This window comes from Labrys sp. ALF-8 (assembly GCF_059699065.1).
This window is the reverse complement of sequence record NZ_AP048538.1, coordinates 1,703,474-1,721,280: the sequence shown is the minus strand read 5'-3', so window position 1 is coordinate 1,721,280 and position 17,807 is coordinate 1,703,474. Positions and strand designations below refer to the sequence as shown.

The window sequence follows — 17,807 nt, the reverse complement described above, 5'->3', positions numbered from 1 at the left end:
GTGGGGTTGATCATGGCTGAAGGCGAGGAGGCGGCGGCGCGCGGTGCCGCAGTCGACCGCAGTGAGCGGCCCAGCGGCATCGCCTGGGTGTTGGTGCTCGCCGCCGCGATCATCGTGGTGGCCCTCGGCGTGTCCCTGCTGCCGCCCGATTGGGGCAAGATCGCCAGTTTCGGCATTCTCGCCGCCTTTGCCATCGCGGGCATGATCGCCATGTTCGCATGGGCGATGGGCATTGCCCATTTCGGCCTCGCTTCCAACGCCCGCAACGATCTCACCAAGCTCATCAGCGACGATTCTCCGGAAGGCATCCTCGTCACGAACAAGGAAGGCCGCATAGTCTACGCCAATCAGGCCTACCTGACGCTCACGGGTGCGGTGGGCGAACAGGACATGCGCACGGTGGAGCGTGCATTCACGGGGGACCCCGACGTCTCCGAGGCGACCTATCGTCTCGCGCAGGCGGCGCGGGAGGGCAAGCGCCTGATGGAGGAGTTTCGTATCGCGTCGGCCCCTCCGGCCGGCAGCGCCTCCTGGTATCGCGTCCGGGTGCGGCCGATCGAGCGCTCCTCAGGGCAGGCGGAAACCGTGTGGACCGTCGCCGACATCACCCGCGAGCGCGAGCGCCAGGAAAACGTCTTCCAGGAATTGCAGCATGCCATCGACTATCTCGACCATGCGCCGGCCGGTTTCTTCTCCGCCGATCCGTCGGGCGAGATCGTCTACCTCAATGCTACCCTCGCGGGTTGGCTGGACTACGACCTCGCCCAGTTCGGCACGGGGGGACTGACGCTCGCCGACATCGCTCCGGGCAATGCGGGTGCCCTGATGGTTACCCAGGCCGGCGAGCCCGGCGGCGTCCGCACGGAGATTTTCGACATCGACCTGCGCCGGCGCAACGGCACCATCATGCCCGTGCGCCTCTTCCACAAGATCGCCTATGCCGCCGACGGCCAGCCCGGGCCATCGCGCACGCTCGTGATCTATCGCGGCCCGGGCGGGGATGTTTCCGAAGGGCTTCGCGCTGCCGAAGTGCGCTTTGCCCGCTTTTTCAACAATTCGCCCTTGGCCATTGCGACCGTTGATGAAAGCGCCAGGATCGTGCGCACCAACGCGGCGTTCCTGCGCCTGTTCAAGGATTCCCTCAACGGTGAGGCCGCGGGTCATTCCCTGCTCGATGCCGTGGTGGAACGCGACCGCGACGGCCTCAACAAGCTCACCCGCCAGGCGATGGCCGGGCGGGGTGACGTCGATCCCGCCGAGGCCTCCCTGGTGGGCCAGGGCAACCGCTCCGCCCGTTTCTGGTTCGCTCCCGTCGATGGCGGCGAGAACGAGAAGGAAGCTGCCATCGTCTACGTCATCGACACCACCGAGCAGCGCGCATTGCAGGAGCAGTTCACGCAAAGCCAGAAGATGCATGCGGTGGGCCAGCTTGCCGGCGGTGTCGCGCACGACTTCAACAACGTCCTGGGCGCCATCATGCTGGCGGCGGATTTCCTGATCGGCAGCCACAAGCCGGGTGATCCGGCCTTCCAGGACATCATGTCGATCAAGAGCAATGCCAACAGAGCGGCCAATCTGGTCCGCCAGTTGCTAGCTTTCTCGCGCCGCCAGACCCTTCGTCCCCAGGTGCTGAACCTGAACGATGCGGTCTCGGACCTTTCAATGCTGCTACGCCGCCTGCTCGGCGAGAAGGTGACGCTCGACGTCGTGCACGGGCGCGACCTCTGGCCGGTGAAGGTCGACGTCAACCAGTTCGAGCAGGTGGTGATGAACCTCACCGTCAACGCGCGCGACGCGATGCCGGACGGTGGCAAGGTCATCATCCGCACCCGGAATGTGCCGATCTCAGAAGCGAGCGCGCTCGATCGGTCCGACCTACCCCCGGCCGACTACGTCGCCGTCGAGGTCGAGGACAATGGCAGCGGCATCCAGCCGGATGTGCTCGACAAGATTTTCGAGCCCTTCTTCACCACCAAGGAAGTGGGCAAGGGAACCGGTCTCGGGCTCTCGACGGTCTACGGCATCGTCAAGCAGACCGGCGGTTCCATTCTGGTCCATTCAGTGCTGGGCAAGGGGACCATCTTCCAGATCTTCCTGCCGCGCCTGGTGGAAACTGCCAAGGCGGTGCCGGAGGAGCCCGAAGCAGCGGTTGGCCACCCCAGTGCCGCGGCGGCCGCTGCCAAGAAGGAGATCACCGACCTCACGGGTCGCGGGCGCATTCTCCTCGTGGAAGACGAGGAAGCCCTGCGCGCGCTTTCCGCCCGCACGCTCGTTGCCCGCGGCTTTGAGGTCATCGAGGCCGGCTCCGGCATCGAGGCGCTGCAGGCATTGGAGGAGGCCGAGGGGGATATCGATCTCGTGGTGTCGGATGTGGTCATGCCCGAGATGGACGGGCCGACCCTGCTCAAGGAACTGCGCAAGCGCAAGTCCCAGACCCGTATCATCTTCGTCTCGGGCTATGCCGAGGAGGCGTTCGCCAAGAACATGCCCGAGGGCGAGGAGTTTGCCTTCCTGCCCAAGCCCTTTTCGATGAAGCAACTCGTCGAGGCCGTGAAATCCAACATGGGTCCATGACCGCATGTGAAAGAGCCGCGCTGCCGCTGCGGCATCGCCCGAAAGGCTGCTGCGGGTCCGTCTCGGCTTACTTCCTATCGGCAAGAGGAATTCCGGGACTGCCCATGCTATCCATACCCGCGCGCTCGCATCGAGGGGAGCGGGAACTGGCGACCGTTGCGATGGGGGCTGTCGTAGCGGGAAGATCGCTTTTGCGGCACCCCATTGTCGAACCGTCATCGAACGCGCCAGTACGGGCAGACAAGGCCGCCGCGCCTTGCTCGAAACTTTCGGCGCGCGCACTCTTGAGAAAGCATATAGACTTACTTCATGTTAGGTGGAACCGCTCTTCCAGGAGTTCAGGGCGGTTATGGCAAGGAGACTTCATATGACCCTTCAACTTGGCGACGTCGCTCCGGACTTCGAAGCCGACACCACCGAAGGCCGCATCCGCTTCCACGAGTGGCTGGGCGACTCATGGTGCGTGCTGTTTTCGCATCCCAAGGATTTCACGCCGGTCTGCACGACCGAGCTCGGCTACATGGCCAGGATCAAGCCTGACTTCGACCGGCGCGGCGTGAAGATCATCGGCCTCAGCGCCGACCCCGTCGATCGCCACGGCCAGTGGGCGCAGGACATCGCGGAGACGCAGGGGTACGCTCCCAACTATCCCCTCATCGGCGACTCAGATCTCGCCGTTTCCAAGGCCTACGGCATGCTGCCTGCAAGCGCGCCGAATTCCTCGGAAGGACGCACGCCGGCCGACAACCAGACGGTGCGCAATGTCTTCGTCATCGGACCCGACAAGAAACTCAAGCTGATCCTCGTCTATCCCATGACGACGGGCCGCAATTTCGACGAGGTGCTGCGCGTCATCGATTCGCTGCAACTCACCGCCAAGCATCGCGTGGCCACGCCAGTGAATTGGAAGCAGGGCGATGAGGTGATCATCGCAGGCTCCGTCTCCGACGACGAGGCGAAGCGGATCTATCCAGACGGCTGGAAGTCGCCCAAGCCCTATATCCGCATCGTGCCTCAGCCATCCGCGAAGTGACGAGGGCACAAGGTCGGCACGGGATCGTTCGCCTAGGCGCGCGATCCTATGCTGCCTCGCTGTTCGGCGTGTAGTTCAGCACGGGCGAGAGCCAGCGTTCGGTTTCGCTCAGCGACATGCCCTTACGCCGCGCATAGTCCTCGGCCTGGTCCCTCTCTATCTTGGAGACGCCGAAATAGAAGGCCTCCGGATGGGAGAGGTAGAGCCCCGAGACCGAAGCGCCGGGCCACATTGCGTAGCTTTCAGTCAGTTTCACGCCAATTCGCCGCTCGGCATCGAGCAGGGCGAAGAGGGTGGCCTTCTCGGTATGGTCGGGCTGGGCCGGATAGCCCGGCGCCGGCCGGATGCCGCGATAGGGTTCGCCGATGAGATCGCCGGGCGTGAAGGTCTCTTCCGGGGCGTAGGCCCAGAACTCCTTCCGCACGCGCTCATGCATACGCTCCGCGAAGGCCTCGGCAAAGCGGTCGGCCAGCGCCTTCACGAGGATGGAGGCATAGTCGTCATTGGCCCTGGCAAAGCGCTGGGCAATAGCTTCCTCCTCGACGCCGGCCGTCACCACGAAGCCGCCGAGAAAGTCGGCCTTGCCGCTCGTGTGGGGAGCGACGAAATCCGCGAGCGCGACGTTGGGACGCCCATCGCGTTTGGTGAGCTGCTGACGCAGCGTGAAAAAGGTCGCCAGGTTCGTCCCGCGTTTTTCTCCGTCATAGAGCTTGATGTCGTCGCCGACCGCATTGGCCGGCCAGAACCCCACCACGGCGCGGGGGCGGAACCATTTTTCGGCGATGATCCTGGCCAGCATGGCCTGCGCATCCTCGAAGAGCTGCCGCGCGGCTGCTCCCTGCTTCTCGTCATCGAGGATCGCCGGATAGCGGCCCTTCAGCTCCCAGGTCTGGAAGAAGGGCGTCCAGTCGATATAGCGGGCGAGCTCGGCCAGGTCGTATTCATCGAATACGCGCGTGCCGAGGAAAGCCGGCCGGGGCGGTTGATAAGACTCCCAATCGATCCGGACGGCATTCGCGCGCGCCTTTTCCAGCGGGAGTCGCAGCTTGTCGGCCTCGCTGCGCGCATGGGCGGCGGCAACCTTCGCATATTCGGTGCGCAAGGTTTCCACATAGCCGCGGTTCGCTTCGGACGACAGCAGGCTCGAGACCACGCCGACGGCGCGGCTGGCGTCTGTCACGTAGACCGCCTGGCCACGTTCATAGCGTGGGTGGACCTTCACCGCCGTGTGCACGCGGCTGGTGGTCGCTCCGCCGATCAGCAGCGGGATGTCGAAGCCCTCGCGCTCCATCTCCGAGGCGACATGCACCATCTCGTCCAGTGATGGCGTGATCAGCCCCGACAGGCCGACGATATCGACCTTCTCGTCCCGAGCGACCTGCAGGATCTTCGAGGACGGCACCATCACGCCGAGATCGATGATCTCGTAATTGTTGCAGGCGAGCACGACGCCGACGATGTTCTTCCCGATGTCGTGCACGTCTCCTTTGACGGTGGCCATCAGGACCTTGCCGGCACTCCGGCGCGCCTCGCCGCCATTGGCCGCCTTTTCGGCCTCCATGTAGGGAAGAAGCACGGCAACGGCCTGCTTCATGACGCGGGCGGACTTGACCACCTGCGGCAGGAACATCTTGCCGGAACCGAAGAGGTCGCCCACCACGTTCATGCCGGCCATCAGCGGCCCCTCGATCACATGGAGCGGGCGCTCGGCCGCCAGCCTGGCCTCTTCGGTGTCCTGCTCGATATAGTCGGTGATGCCATTGACGAGGGCATGTTCGAGCCGCTTCTCGACCGGCCATGAGCGCCAGGCAAGATCCTGCTGCCTGGCCTCTTTCGTGCCAGCGCCACGGAAACGTTCAGCCAACTCAAGCAGGCGTTCGGTCGCATCCTCCCGGCGGCAGAGCACCACGTCCTCGCAAGCCTCGCGCAAAGCAGGGTCGATGGATTCATAGACCGCGAGCTGCCCGGCATTGACGATGCCCATGTCCATGCCGGCCTGGATGGCGTGATAGAGGAAGACGGCATGCATCGCCTCCCGTACCGGCTCGTTCCCCCGGAAGGAGAAGGAGAGGTTGGAGACGCCGCCGGAAATATGGGCGTGGGGGAGGGTGGCGCGTATCCGCCGCGCCGCCTCGATGAAGGCGACGCCATAGCCGTTATGCTCCTCGATGCCGGTCGCCACGGCGAAGATATTGGGGTCGAAGACGATGTCTTCCGGTGCAAAGCCCGCCTGTTCGGTGAGGATCCGGTAGGCACGCGTCGAGATCGCCACCTTGCGTTCGAGCGTGTCCGCCTGTCCCTGCTCGTCGAAGGCCATGACGACCACGGCGGCGCCGTAGGCGCGCACGAGCCTGGCGTGGTGCAGGAAGGCTTCCTCACCTTCCTTGAGCGAGATCGAATTGACCAGCGGCTTTCCTTGCACGCATTTGAGGCCGGCCTTGATGATCGAGAATTTCGAGGAATCGATCATCACCGGCACACGCGCGATATCGGGTTCGGCCGCAAGGAGGTTGAGGAACTCCACCATCGCCCTTTCGGAATCGATCAGCCCCTCGTCCATGTTGATGTCGATGATCTGGGCGCCGTTCGCCACCTGGTCGCGCGCGACCTCGAGGGCTGTGGCGTAGTCGCCCCCCGTGATGAGCTTGCGGAACCTGGCCGAGCCCGTGACATTGGTGCGCTCGCCGACATTGACGAAGGGAATGGTGGCGTCGAGCGTGAACGGTTCGAGGCCCGACAGCTTCATCTGCGGTTCGAGAGTCGGAATCGGCCGGGGCTTGTGACGTCCCACGGTTTCGGCGATGGCGCGGATATGGTCCGGCGTCGAACCGCAGCAGCCGCCGACGATGTTGACGAGTCCGTCGCGGGCGAAGCCTTCGATCTGGGCGGCCATCGCCTCCGGGCTTTCGTCATACTGCCCGAATTCGTTGGGCAGGCCGGCATTGGGGTAGGCGCAGACCAGCGTGTCGGCCACCTGCGAGATCTCGTCGAGGTGGGCCCGCATGGCATTGGCGCCCAGCGCGCAGTTGAGGCCGATGGTGAAGGGTCGCGCGTGCCGCACCGAATGCCAGAAGGCGGTTGGCGTCTGGCCGCTCAACGTGCGGCCGGAAAGGTCGGTGATGGTGCCGGAGATCATGACCGGCAGGCGCACGCCCTTCTCGTCGAAGACTTCCTCGGTCGCGAAGATGGCGGCCTTGGCATTGAGCGTATCGAAGATGGTCTCGATGAGGATGATGTCCGCCCCGCCATCGATGAGGCCGCGGACTTGTTCGGCATAGGCCAGGCGCAGATCGTCAAAGGAGACGGCACGATAGCCGGGATTGTTGACATCGGGAGAGATCGAGGCGGTCCGGTTCGTCGGCCCCAGTGCACCGGCGACGAAGCGCCGGCGGCCGTCCTGCCGCTCGGCCTTGGCTATTGCACGCCGGGCCAGGCGGGCGCCGTCGCGATTGAGTTCATAGACGGCCGCATGCATGCCGTAGTCGGCCTGCGCGATCGAGGTGGAGGAGAAGGTGTTGGTCTCGACGATATCGGCGCCGGCCATGGCGTAGGCATAGTGGATGGCCTCGATGGCCTCCGGCTGGGTCAGAGTGAGAAGGTCGTTGTTGCCCTTGAGATGGCACTCGCAGCCCGTGAAGCGTTCGCCCCGAAAGTGGCTTTCCTCAAAGCCGAGGCCCTGGATCTGCGTGCCCATGGCGCCGTCGAGGATGAGGATGCGCTCGCGTGCGGCGGCAGCGAGGGCGTTCCGGATCTCCTCGCCGCGGTCGATCGTGGGCAGGGCCGGAAACAGAGCGTCCACGGGAGCAGCCATGATCGGCTCCTATAATCGAATTATGATATCAAGATATCCTTATATGATGCTTACTTAGTGGGAAGGTCAAGGCATTCCTGGGCATCGGGTGTCAGGCTCTGGATTGGGGCGGCGGCCTTAACCACCACATCGGCTCATGCTGACGTGGTGAGGCCATCTTCCTTCTCGCGTGAGACCCATTTCCAGGAATGTCGGCTGGAGATCGCTATTCGGCGTTCCATCCGGTGCCCTGATTCGGGAGCGTCTCAGGCGTCGGCACGGCCTCGCCGTCGCCGACGTGACGGGCCCGCATGCGCGCGGACCTCATCCAGCAACTCGCACAGATAGGGCAGCAGCGGATTGTCTTCGGGAGAGGCGGTGAGGAGCTGGCACTTCAGTTCGAACGCCGCCGTCGCCAGGTTCGTTCCGGGCCGCAGGCTCAGCACCCAGCTGAAGAGCAGGGTGCGCGCCCGTTCCTCGGCCGTTTCCACCACCTCGTCCTGCGCGGACAGCAAGGCATTCACCACGAGGGCGTCCGGATTGAGAGGCTCGAAACCCGGCATCGTCAGGCCTCGATCTCGACGCGCCCGACCGGGCGGGTACAGCAGGCGAGCACGAACCCGGCCGCGATCTCCTCTTCCCGGATGCCGCCCTGATGGTTCATCACCGTCTCGCCCGAGAGGCGCTGCACCTTGCAGGTGCCGCAAAGGCCCATGGTGCAGCCGGTGGGCAGGTTGAGGCCGGCGGAACGGGCTAGCTGGAGGATGGTCTCCTGGCTGGAGGAGGGAACTTCCATGCCGGAGCGCGTAAATGCGACGCTGCCCTCGCATATCTCGTCCGCACCGATCGCGGCCGCCGCCTCGTCCGTTTCGGGCGGATGGAAACTCTCCTCGTGGTAGCGGCGCATGTCGTAGCCATTGGCTTCGAGCATGTCCTTGACCGCTGCCATGAAAGGGGCAGGCCCGCAGCAGAACACTTCACGCTCGCGAAAATCCGGCGCGATGAGACGCAGCGCGGGGGCATTGAGGCGTCCACGAAATCCCGTCCACACTTCACCCGGATCCGCTTCCTCGACGATCCAGGCGAGGCGCAGCTGCCGCATGCCGGCGGCGAGGCGTTCCAGTTCATGTCGGAAGATGATCTCGGAAGGGCGACGCGCGCAATTGACGAAGGCGATGTCGGCCGCCTTGCCCTGGTCGGCCGCAAAGCGGGTCATCGATATCATCGGCGTGATGCCGGAACCTGCCGAGATGAAGAGATATTTCTCCGCCGGATGGCGGTGGAAGGTGAACTGGCCGAGAGGCCCGTAGGCCTTCAGCCGGGCGCCGGGCTTGAGGTTGTCTAACATCCAGCGGGTGCCGATGCTGGTTGCCTGCGCCTTGGCGGTGACGCTGATGGACAGCGGGCGCGAGGGACTGGAGGAAAGCGTATAGGTACGCAACACCGGTCCATCCAGCGCCGGAATTTCCAGCGTTATGAACTGGCCCGGCTCGTAGCGGAACCAGCCCTCCTCGGAAGCGCGGAAGGTGAAGGTCGCGACGTCACGGCCTTCGCTGACGACCGAGACGCATTCGAGCTGCTGGTCCCTGTCGTTCCAGGGCTGGGTTTGGTCGAGATGCTTGAACATGGAATCCTGAGCTTTCACGCTCCCCGGAGGGAGGGGCGACACGAGGTCTCGAAGATTGGGAACGCCGCGGCGGGTTTCATCGCGGGCGATGTCGCCCGGCCGTGGATTCTAGCCCTCTCCGGACGGTGAGGGCGCCTCTGCGCTCACGCCACGCTGCGCAGGCGTACCGCGTCGCCCCCCAGAGAGGCTTCCATCGCGTTGCGGTACCATTCGACGAACTGCATCACGCCGCCCTCGTGATCCGGCGCGTAGGGGCCGGGTTCGTAGGCGGGCGAGGCGACGCCGCGCTGGTTTTCCTCGACAATCTGCCGGTCCTGGTCGTTGGTCATGGTCCAGACATGGGTGAGTTCGTCGATCGTATAGTCGACGCCCTCCACAGCATCCTTGTGGACCAGCCATTTGGTGGTGACCTGCGTCTCCCGCGGGCCGATCGGAAGAACGCGGAAGCTCACGGCGTGGTCGCCCAGCACGTGGTTCCAGGTCGTGGGATAGTGGAAGAGCAGCAGCGTACCGATATTGCCTTCCTCGATCGAGCCGCTCAGCGGCCGGCTGACGGCAGGCCGCCCCGACATCGTGTAGCTGACGGCGTTGCGAAGCAGCGGCATGCGGGCCGTGCGATACTGGCCGCTCTGCGAGATCCGGAAGAGGGAGGGCAGTCCCGCTTCCTCGCAGCGGTCCCAGTGGGCAGCGATGAGTGGATCGTCCTGTGCGCCCTGCACCCCGCTGACGGTCGGCGCTTCAGGGAAGGTGCGGCACAGTTCCGGGTGGTTGCCGGCACAGTGATAGCATTCGCGATTGTTCTCCCACACCAGCTTCCAGTTGCCCTTCTCGACGATCGTGCTTTCGAAGGCGACCTTCGCATCCTTCAGCCGGTGGGGCGCCAGATAGGGCATAGCAAGGGCGCGCAACCCCTCGAAGTCCGGTGCGTCCTTGGCGAGGCAGATCCAGACATAGCCGCCGACGGTCTCGCAATGAACGGGCTTCAGGCCATATTGCTTGGCATCGAAATCGGCGCCCATGTCGCGTGCGAACAGCAGCCGACCGTCGAGCTCGTAGGTCCATTGATGGTAGGGGCAGACGAGCTTGGCCACCGTGCCGCGCTCCGCCGAGCACAGGCGGGAGCCGCGGTGGCGGCAGGAATTGTGGAAGGCGCGGATGGATCCATCATTGGCCCTCAGCACGATGACGGGATAGTCGCCGACCTGGAGGGTGATGTAGCTCCCCGGCTTGCCTAGTTCGCAATCATGGCCGGCGAACAGCCATTCGCGATACCAGATGTGCTGCATGTCGAGATTGAAGAACTCGGGGTCGGTATAGAACTTGCCGTCCAGCGTCGTGCCGGGGCGGTGGCCGCGAAGGCGGCCGAGCATGTCCTGATGCGCATTCATGTCAAAATCCCACGTGACCATCTGTGCGTTGGATGGACAACGGTGGGATTGGAAGGCGGATGGGGTCTTTGCCTCAGGCATCGAAGTCCCATCATCCATCCGGAACGCCCGCCGCGATCCATCGGTTTGGCTTCGAGGCTGGTTTCCGGGCTCAGGAGCGGCCTTGCGGGCCTGGTCTCGGCGCCTTCCCGGATCGTTCCCGATCCAGTGGCAGTTGCCAGACCAACTCCTCTACCGTTGCGGGGGCAGCGCCGGAATTTCCGCCGGCTTCCCAATTATCCAGTCCTCCTCCCAGGCAGGACCGGCACCACGAATGAGGTCAGACTACATGGAGTCGTGGGGCGTACTAGAGGCGAAGCGACATCGGCTGGCGGGATCGGGACATTGCTGTCGGGAGAGCAAGCGCCGCCTGCACCCAGGCACGCCGGGGGCTCGCACGCGGCGAGGGGCGCATGGCTCGGCTGCATTTCCAGGAAACCGTAGGCAGCGCGAGCAATAAGGTCTAGATGATGCGCCACCATGGGCAGTTTGGAATTGCCCTGATCTCGCAATGAACCGGAGTTCCCCTCCATGCCTGCCGATTCAGCTTCGAACGCCACTTATCCTCATGTGCCCCTTTTCCCACTCGGGGTCGATGAGACGCCCTACCGAAAGCTGACGGACCAGGGCGTGCGGGTCGAGAAGATCGGCGACAGGGAGATCCTGCAGGTCGATGGCGAGGCGATGCGGCTGCTTGCCGAGCAGGCCTTCACGGACATCAACCATCTGCTGCGGCCGGGCCATCTTCAGCAACTGCGCAATATCCTCGAGGATCCCGAGGCGACGGACAATGACCGCTTCGTCGCCTACGACCTGCTGAAGAACGCCAATATCGCCGCCGGCGGCGTGCTGCCCATGTGCCAGGACACCGGCACGGCCATCGTGATGGCCAAGAAGGGCCGCAAGGTTTGGACCGACGGCGAGGACGAGGGGGCCATCGCCCAGGGCATTCGCGATGCCTATGAGAAGAAGAATCTCCGCTATTCGCAACTCGCCCCGCTCTCCATGTTCGAGGAGAAGAATACCAAGACCAACCTCCCGGCGCAGATCGACATCTCGGCCGAGGGGGAGGAAGCCTACAAGTTTCTCTTCGTCGCCAAGGGCGGCGGTTCGGCCAACAAGACCTTCCTCTACCAGGCGACGCCCTCCATCCTGTCGAAGGACCGCCTGATCGCCTTCCTGAAGGAGAAGATCCTGACGCTCGGCACGGCCGCCTGCCCGCCTTATCACCTGGCCGTGGTGATTGGGGGGACTTCTGCGGAACTGACCCTCAAGGCCGTCAAGCTCGCTTCGGCGCGCTACCTCGATACCCTGCCCACGCAGGGGTCCGAACTCGGACATGCCTTCCGCGACCTCGAACTGGAGCAGGAGGTGCACAGGCTCACCCAGTCGCTGGGCGTGGGTGCACAGTTTGGCGGCAAATATTTCTGCCACGACGTGCGGGTCATCCGCCTGCCGCGCCACGGGGCGAGCCTGCCCATCGGCCTCGGCGTTTCCTGCTCCGCGGACCGGCAGGCGATGGGCAAGATCACGCGGGACGGCATCTTCCTGGAGGAACTCGAGCATAACCCCGCTCGCTTCCTGCCCGAGATCGACGAGAGCAAGCTGGGGGGAGCGGTGGTCAAGATCGACCTCAACCAGCCCATGCCGAAGATCCTGGAGACGCTGTCGCAATATCCGGTGAAGACTCGCGTGTCGCTCACCGGGCCGATCATCGTGGCGCGCGATCTCGCCCACGCCAAATTGCGCGAGCGCCTGGAAGCGGGGGGAGGGCTGCCCGACTACATCAAGAATCACCCCGTCTACTATGCCGGCCCGGCGAAGACGCCGGTGGGCTACGCCTCGGGTTCCTTCGGTCCCACGACGGCAGGGCGCATGGATAGCTACGTCGATCAGTTCCAGGCGGCGGGCGGCTCGATGATCATGCTCGCCAAGGGCAACCGCTCCGCGCAGGTGCGCGAAGCCTGCGCCAAGCATGGTGGCTTCTACCTCGGCTCGATCGGCGGTCCGGCGGCGCGCCTGGCCCAGGACTGCATCAAGAAGGTCGAGGTGCTCGAATATCCCGAACTCGGCATGGAGGCCGTCTGGCGCATCGAGGTCGAGGACTTCCCCGCCTTCATCGTGATCGACGACAAGGGCAACGACTTCTTCAAGGAGCTCAATCTGGGCTGAACCGAAGCCGTTTCCGGCTGGCAGGAGACCCCTTCCGCATGCGGAGGGGGTTTTCTTTTGTCGGTGGGCGATGTGTCCCTTCAGTCAGGCGACGACCGGGCACGACCTTCGCCCGATCGTCACAATGGATGTCTATAAGGGTGAACGTATTCGACTTTGCTACTTATAGTATATGTTGCATGTGTTATATATGCCACAGGCGTTGGCGAAGCGTAAATGTGTCAGAAGCATGACATAGCTTGTCATTGTTATCTATCGCCCAATGTAAGAGACCTCTCATATCGCAGCGCAGCGAAGGATCTTCGTCTGGCGCTTCAAAGCTAAATTCTGCGCTCTGCAGCGCCGAAGCCTTTGTCATAACTTGTATACCGGTGACGGATTCAAGGTATTGGTGCGATTGACTGTGAGGATTCTTATGAAAAACAAATCACTTCTGCTTGGTGCTATTGCGGCTCTCGCGTCCGTCACTGCTGCTTCGGCTGCCGATCTTCCCATGACCAAGGGCGAGGCGGTCGAATATGTGAAGGTCTGCTCCGCCTTCGGCCCCGGCTTCTTCTATATTCCCGGTAGCGATACCTGCCTCCAGATCAGCGGCCAAGTCCGCGCTGACTACTGGTTTCAGTCGACCCCGGATCATATCGCGAACAAGCGTAACATCAACCAGACCCAGTTCCGTACCAATGCCCGCATCCGCTTCGATGCGCGCACCCAGACGGACTACGGCCTGCTGCGCTCCTTCTTCGAACTCCAGGCCGAATCGAATGCCGGCACGGCCCCGCCCTATGGTTCGACCACGGGCGTGCATGATACGTTCACCGTTCGCCAGGCCTATCTGCAGTTCGGGGGTCTGACCGCCGGCTTCGCATGGTCGCCCTACGCCTTCTACGATCCCAAATACCAGGCCGAGTTCTTCGCGCCCTATTTCGGTGAGCAGGGCCGCCGCAACCTGATCAGCTACACCGCCCAGTTCGACAAGGCCTTCGCCACGCTGTCGATCGAAGACAATCGCGATCACCGTGCGGGCACCACCTACGGCAACACCTCCACGGTGCTCGTCAACGGCATCAACATCAACACTGCCGGCGGCTCGCAGGTGCCCGACATCGTCGGTGTGATCGGCTACGACGACAACAAAACTGGCTGGGGCCGTTTCCAGGTCATGGGGGCGCTGCATCAGAACCGTTCTGCGCTCGCTCAGTACGGCACGACGTGGGGGTATTCGGTCGGTGCGGCTGGTAACGTGAACTTCCCGATTCTCGCTGGTGCTTATATCGCCGCTGAAGGCAGCTATGCAGACGGAGCGGTGAAGTATCTCGGCGTGGGCGGTTCCCAGCCGAACGGCACCTTCGCTGGCAACAGCGTCTTGGGATTTGGAGGCTCCGATGCCTATGTTTCCACGGCTGCTCCGTTTGATCTCGACCGGGCCAAGGGCTGGACGGTGCAGGCTGAAGCGGGCTTGAACGTCACCAAACAACTCCAGGCCGTGCTTTTCGGCGGTTATCTCAAATATGAAGCTCCTAGCATTGCGACCAGCACTACGGCTGACTTCCGGTATTATGTCGTCGGCGGCCAGGTGAACTATACCGTGGTCAAAGGCTTCATTGCCGGCGCGGAAGTCTGGTACCAGAACAAGAATCCGGGCGGTTCGCTGGCGACGCAGTCTCCTCAGAGCACCGTCGACAGCGTCGGTGCCGGTGTGCGCCTTCGCCGCACCTTCTGAACCAGCCTGATCTCCAGCATCAAGCAGGCGCCGCGTCACCCGACGCGGCGTTTTGCTCTTGGAGCGGCGGCGAGCAAGTTCGAACGTGATGCCTGGTGCCCCGAGACGTCAGCGGAAGGCATTGTCTCGCTGCAGGTTAAGGGACCTGATCTTGCGATGCAGGGTGGCGCGGCTGATGCCCAGCAGCCTTGCCGCTTCGCTGACATTGCCCTGGGCCTGCGCGAGTGCGCCTATGAGCACGTTCCTGGTTGCCGCCGCAAAGCTCGCATCGTCCACGCTGTCGCTAAGGACGTCGCCGATGCTCGTCCCCCTTTCCAGGGCGTCCTCGTCGATATTCAGCAGTATCCGGGCTGATCGCGTGGCCCCGACAATCCTTCGGTCCGTGTCCATTGCCAGCAGGGGGACGGAGGAGACGAAGCCGTCCGGCCTCGAGGGCAGGGTGAGTATGAGATAGCGGGCGTAGAGATCGCGAAAGCAGGCAGCTTCTATGCGGCTGGCCGTGTCCTGGACGGCGGCCATCACCAGCGGCAGCAGGCGTCCCTCCGGATCGGGCCGGAAGGAGGAGACGTCGAGGGCGCCCGCGAGGCGTCCGACGGCATCGAACAGGGGAGACACCGTGCAGGTGAGGTGTCCGTAACGGCGCCTGAAATGCTGGTCGCGATGCACCGTGACGGCCCGCTCCTCGGCCAGACAGGTGCCGACGCCGTTGGTTCCCTCGATTTCCTCGCTCCACATGGCACCGGTCCACAGGCTCCAGTGCCGGCATCCCCATTCGTCTGCCTCGGTGACGCGCCGCGCGATAACCGCGCCGTGGAGATCGGCCATCAGCACCGCATAGCCCACGCTCTCGACAAGGCGATGCAACCTGTCGAGTTCGGGGTCGGCGACACGCATCAGGCGCCCGGCCTGATCACGGGCGTAACGCAATTCGAAATTGCTCAGCACGGTCGGAGCAACGGCCTGCTCCGGATCGAGGTGGTGGTCGACGAGGCATCGGCGCCAGGACGCGGCGATGCCGAGGGATTCCTCTGGTTTGCCCAGTACCGCGAACACGCGTTCCGCATGCTGCGACGACGGCAAGCTGCTCATCTGACGTCCTCCCCACGGCCGCTTCTACGAGCGGATCACGACCTTGGTACGTTCAGCATGTACAAAATCCAACGCATCTTCCGGATCGTCAAGTTTATTGCGATGCAACATGATGCGGCACTGTCACACCTGTCGCGATACTGCGACAGTTTGTTGTATGGCGCCAACTTCCTGCTTCGCGCCGCCTCCTAATTTCTTGCCCGGTAGCGATGCCGTTCGCAATCTCCTTGCGATGAGTTCGACAGAAACTCAATGTGAGGAGACGCCGCATGATGACCCGTGCATTTTCGCGCGCGGAGGAGTGCTGATGAAAGCACTTCGGTTCCATGCAAGACGCGATCTGAGGATCGACAGCATTGCCTCGCCGGGTGCGCTCGGCCCGAACGACGTCCTGGTGCGCAACAGCTTCGTTGGCATCTGCGGCACCGATCTCCACGAGTATGCCGCCGGTCCCATCTTCATCCCGGTCGAGCCGCATCCTGTCACGGGGCAGCATGGGCCGCAGGTACTCGGGCATGAATATAGCGGCCGCGTCGTTGAGGTCGGCGAGGCGGTTACGAGTGTCAGGCCGGGGGATCGCGTTTCCATCCAGCCGCTGATAGCCCCGCAGAACGATTTCTACCGGCGCCGCGGCTACGCGCAACTCGCCGATGGGCTGGCATTGGTCGGCCTGAGCTGGCCCTGGGGCGGCATGGCCGAGCAATCGGTCGTGCCGGAGGAGAACCTCGCCCGCCTTCCCGACGCCGTCTCGGACGAGCAGGGGGCCATGATCGAGCCGGCCGCAGTCGCGGTCCACGCCGTCGACAAGGGACGCGTCGCCGCCGGCAATTCGGTGCTCGTCACCGGGGCCGGGCCCATCGGTGCGCTCGTCTGCCTGGCGGCCAGCGCCGCCGGGGCCACGACGATCCTGGTTTCCGAACCCAATCCTGCGAGACGCGAGCGCGTCATGCAGCTTGGCTGCGTGACCGAAGCCTTCGACCCCGCTTCGCCGTCGGCCGCGGCCGCCATCGCCGCGCATACGGAGGGTGGCCATGGCGTCGACGTCGCCATCGAGTGCGTCGGCAACGATGCCGCCCTCGCCACCTGCATCGGCCTCGTGCGCAAGCGTGGCACCATCGTGCAGGTGGGACTGCTGGTGAAGCCAGGGCTTGTCGACGTCTCGGCCCTGGTCACCAAGGACATCACCCTCGAAGGCAGCTGGTGCTACGAGACCACGATGTGGCCGCGCGTCATCGGCCTGGTCGCATCCGGCAAGCTGCCGGTCGAGCGGGCGATCTCCGCGCGCATCGGGCTCGACGACGCGGTGCGCCACGGCTTCGAAGTGCTCACGGCGCCCAACGCCGCGGCGCTCAAGATCCTCATCCAGACGAATGTCTAGAACCGGCCTGCTTCAGGGAGAGCCTCATCATGCAACTCAATCGGACTGACCTGCTGCGGGCCTACCGCACCATGCGGACCATCCGCGATTTCGAAGAACGGTTGCACGTCGAATTCGCCACCGGCGAGATACCGGGCTTCGTGCATCTCTATGCCGGCGAGGAGGCCTCGGCGACGGGCGTTTGCATGCACCTCACTGAGATCGACAGCATCGCCTCGACCCACAGGGGTCACGGCCACTGCATCGCCAAGGGCGTCGAGGTCGCGGGCATGATGCAGGAGATCTACGGCCGCAAGGGAGGTGTCTGCGGCGGAAAGGGCGGTTCGATGCATATCGCCGACCTTTCGAAGGGCATGCTCGGCGCCAATGGCATCGTCGGCGGTGGCCCGCCGCTCATCTGCGGAGCCGCCCTGACAGCCAAGGTGCTCAAGACGGGCGGCGTTGCGGTGGCCTTTCTCGGCGACGGTGCCTCGAACCAGGGTACGACGCTGGAGAGCTACAACCTAGCCACCATCTGGAAGCTCCCGGCCATCTTCGTCGTTGAGGATAACGGCTATGCCGAGTCGACATCCTCGTCCTATTCGGTCGCCGGATCCCAGGCCAAGCGCGCCGAAGGCTTCGGAATGCCATGTCAGGAAGTCGACGGGTTCGATTTTGCGGCGGTCTACGAGGCTGCGGGCACCGCGATAGAACGGGCGCGCAACGGTGGAGGCCCGAGCATGCTGCATGTGCGGCTGGCCCGCTACTACGGCCATTTCGAGGGAGACGCCACGACCTATCGTGCGCCGGGAGAGGTCGACGCCATCCGGGAGAACCAGGATTGCCTGAATCGCTTCCGCAAGCGCGTCACCGAGGCACGCCTGCTGGAGGCCGGCGACCTCGACGAGGTGGACCGGGCGGTGGCGGACGAGATCGAGACCTCCGTGCGCAATGCCAAGGCCGCCTCGCTGCCGACGGAAGCCGATCTGTTGACCGATGTCTATGTGAGCTATTGAGG

General features: G+C 64.0%; 11 protein-coding genes and 1 riboswitch. Of the genes, 6 read left to right on the top strand and 5 right to left on the bottom strand.

The features are described from left to right. Nucleotides 1-12: 12 nt before the first annotated feature. Both cckA and AC6H34_RS28195 read left to right on the top strand, forming a co-directional pair. Nucleotides 13-2,574, top strand: coding sequence for a cell cycle histidine kinase CckA (cckA, locus tag AC6H34_RS28200; RefSeq protein WP_497541043.1), 2,562 nt, complete (start codon nucleotides 13-15; stop codon nucleotides 2,572-2,574). A gap of 367 nt (nucleotides 2,575-2,941) precedes the next feature. Then, complete coding sequence (locus tag AC6H34_RS28195) at nucleotides 2,942-3,607, top strand: peroxiredoxin (protein WP_448148026.1); 666 nt, start codon at nucleotides 2,942-2,944, stop codon at nucleotides 3,605-3,607. A gap of 46 nt (nucleotides 3,608-3,653) precedes the next feature. Here the strand turns inward: AC6H34_RS28195 and metH are convergent, their stop codons facing one another. The 4 genes from metH to AC6H34_RS28175 all read right to left on the bottom strand — a co-directional run bounded on the left by metH (nucleotide 3,654) and on the right by AC6H34_RS28175 (nucleotide 10,412). Continuing rightward, nucleotides 3,654-7,418, bottom strand: coding sequence for a methionine synthase (gene metH, locus AC6H34_RS28190; RefSeq protein WP_497541042.1), 3,765 nt, complete (start codon nucleotides 7,416-7,418; stop codon nucleotides 3,654-3,656). 245 nt (nucleotides 7,419-7,663) lie between these two features. Then, the gene (locus tag AC6H34_RS28185) at nucleotides 7,664-7,960 is read right to left on the bottom strand and encodes a hypothetical protein (protein ID WP_448148024.1); all 297 of its coding nucleotides are present in this window, start codon (nucleotides 7,958-7,960) and stop codon (nucleotides 7,664-7,666) included. A 2-nt stretch (nucleotides 7,961-7,962) separates the two neighbouring features. Then, entirely contained in the window at nucleotides 7,963-9,024 is a 1,062-nt protein-coding gene (locus AC6H34_RS28180; RefSeq protein WP_448148023.1) for an FAD-binding oxidoreductase, read from the bottom strand. A 143-nt stretch (nucleotides 9,025-9,167) separates the two neighbouring features. Next, nucleotides 9,168-10,412 (bottom strand): aromatic ring-hydroxylating oxygenase subunit alpha, encoded by a 1,245-nt coding sequence (locus AC6H34_RS28175; protein ID WP_497541041.1) that lies wholly within the window; start codon nucleotides 10,410-10,412, stop codon nucleotides 9,168-9,170. A gap of 119 nt (nucleotides 10,413-10,531) precedes the next feature. Further along, nucleotides 10,532-10,739: riboswitch (cobalamin riboswitch) on the bottom strand. A gap of 243 nt (nucleotides 10,740-10,982) precedes the next feature. Between AC6H34_RS28175 and AC6H34_RS28170 the strand changes: the two genes are divergently transcribed. Together AC6H34_RS28170 and AC6H34_RS28165 are read left to right on the top strand one after the other, a co-directional pair. Next, nucleotides 10,983-12,623 (top strand): fumarate hydratase, encoded by a 1,641-nt coding sequence (locus AC6H34_RS28170; RefSeq protein ID WP_497541040.1) that lies wholly within the window; start codon nucleotides 10,983-10,985, stop codon nucleotides 12,621-12,623. A 415-nt stretch (nucleotides 12,624-13,038) separates the two neighbouring features. Then, entirely contained in the window at nucleotides 13,039-14,343 is a 1,305-nt protein-coding gene (locus tag AC6H34_RS28165) for a porin (RefSeq protein WP_497541039.1), read from the top strand. Nucleotides 14,344-14,451: 108 nt separating this feature from the next. On the opposite strand, the gene AC6H34_RS28160 is transcribed toward AC6H34_RS28165, so the two are convergent. After that, entirely contained in the window at nucleotides 14,452-15,432 is a 981-nt protein-coding gene (locus AC6H34_RS28160) for a GAF domain-containing protein (protein WP_448148019.1), read from the bottom strand. 307 nt (nucleotides 15,433-15,739) lie between these two features. Between AC6H34_RS28160 and AC6H34_RS28155 the strand changes: the two genes are divergently transcribed. Both AC6H34_RS28155 and AC6H34_RS28150 read left to right on the top strand, forming a co-directional pair. Continuing rightward, nucleotides 15,740-16,810 (top strand): 2,3-butanediol dehydrogenase, encoded by a 1,071-nt coding sequence (locus AC6H34_RS28155; protein ID WP_497541038.1) that lies wholly within the window; start codon nucleotides 15,740-15,742, stop codon nucleotides 16,808-16,810. Nucleotides 16,811-16,839: 29 nt separating this feature from the next. Further along, nucleotides 16,840-17,805 (top strand): thiamine pyrophosphate-dependent dehydrogenase E1 component subunit alpha, encoded by a 966-nt coding sequence (locus AC6H34_RS28150; RefSeq protein WP_497541037.1) that lies wholly within the window; start codon nucleotides 16,840-16,842, stop codon nucleotides 17,803-17,805. Nucleotides 17,806-17,807 lie beyond the last annotated feature (2 nt).

Bases quoted from the DNA above. Each gene is read 5' to 3' on its own strand.
- AC6H34_RS28160 (WP_448148019.1), bottom strand. From the start codon at position 15,432: ATGAGCAGCTTGCCGTCGTCGCAGCATGCGGAACGCGTGTTCGCGGTA.
- AC6H34_RS28195 (WP_448148026.1), top strand. From the start codon at position 2,942: ATGACCCTTCAACTTGGCGACGTCGCTCCGGACTTCGAAGCCGACACC.
- cckA (WP_497541043.1), top strand. From the start codon at position 13: ATGGCTGAAGGCGAGGAGGCGGCGGCGCGCGGTGCCGCAGTCGACCGC.
- AC6H34_RS28185 (WP_448148024.1), bottom strand. From the start codon at position 7,960: ATGCCGGGTTTCGAGCCTCTCAATCCGGACGCCCTCGTGGTGAATGCC.
- AC6H34_RS28155 (WP_497541038.1), top strand. From the start codon at position 15,740: ATGAAAGCACTTCGGTTCCATGCAAGACGCGATCTGAGGATCGACAGC.
- metH (WP_497541042.1), bottom strand. From the start codon at position 7,418: ATGGCTGCTCCCGTGGACGCTCTGTTTCCGGCCCTGCCCACGATCGAC.
- AC6H34_RS28150 (WP_497541037.1), top strand. From the start codon at position 16,840: ATGCAACTCAATCGGACTGACCTGCTGCGGGCCTACCGCACCATGCGG.
- AC6H34_RS28180 (WP_448148023.1), bottom strand. From the start codon at position 9,024: ATGTTCAAGCATCTCGACCAAACCCAGCCCTGGAACGACAGGGACCAG.
- AC6H34_RS28165 (WP_497541039.1), top strand. From the start codon at position 13,039: ATGAAAAACAAATCACTTCTGCTTGGTGCTATTGCGGCTCTCGCGTCC.
- AC6H34_RS28170 (WP_497541040.1), top strand. From the start codon at position 10,983: ATGCCTGCCGATTCAGCTTCGAACGCCACTTATCCTCATGTGCCCCTT.
- AC6H34_RS28175 (WP_497541041.1), bottom strand. From the start codon at position 10,412: ATGAATGCGCATCAGGACATGCTCGGCCGCCTTCGCGGCCACCGCCCC.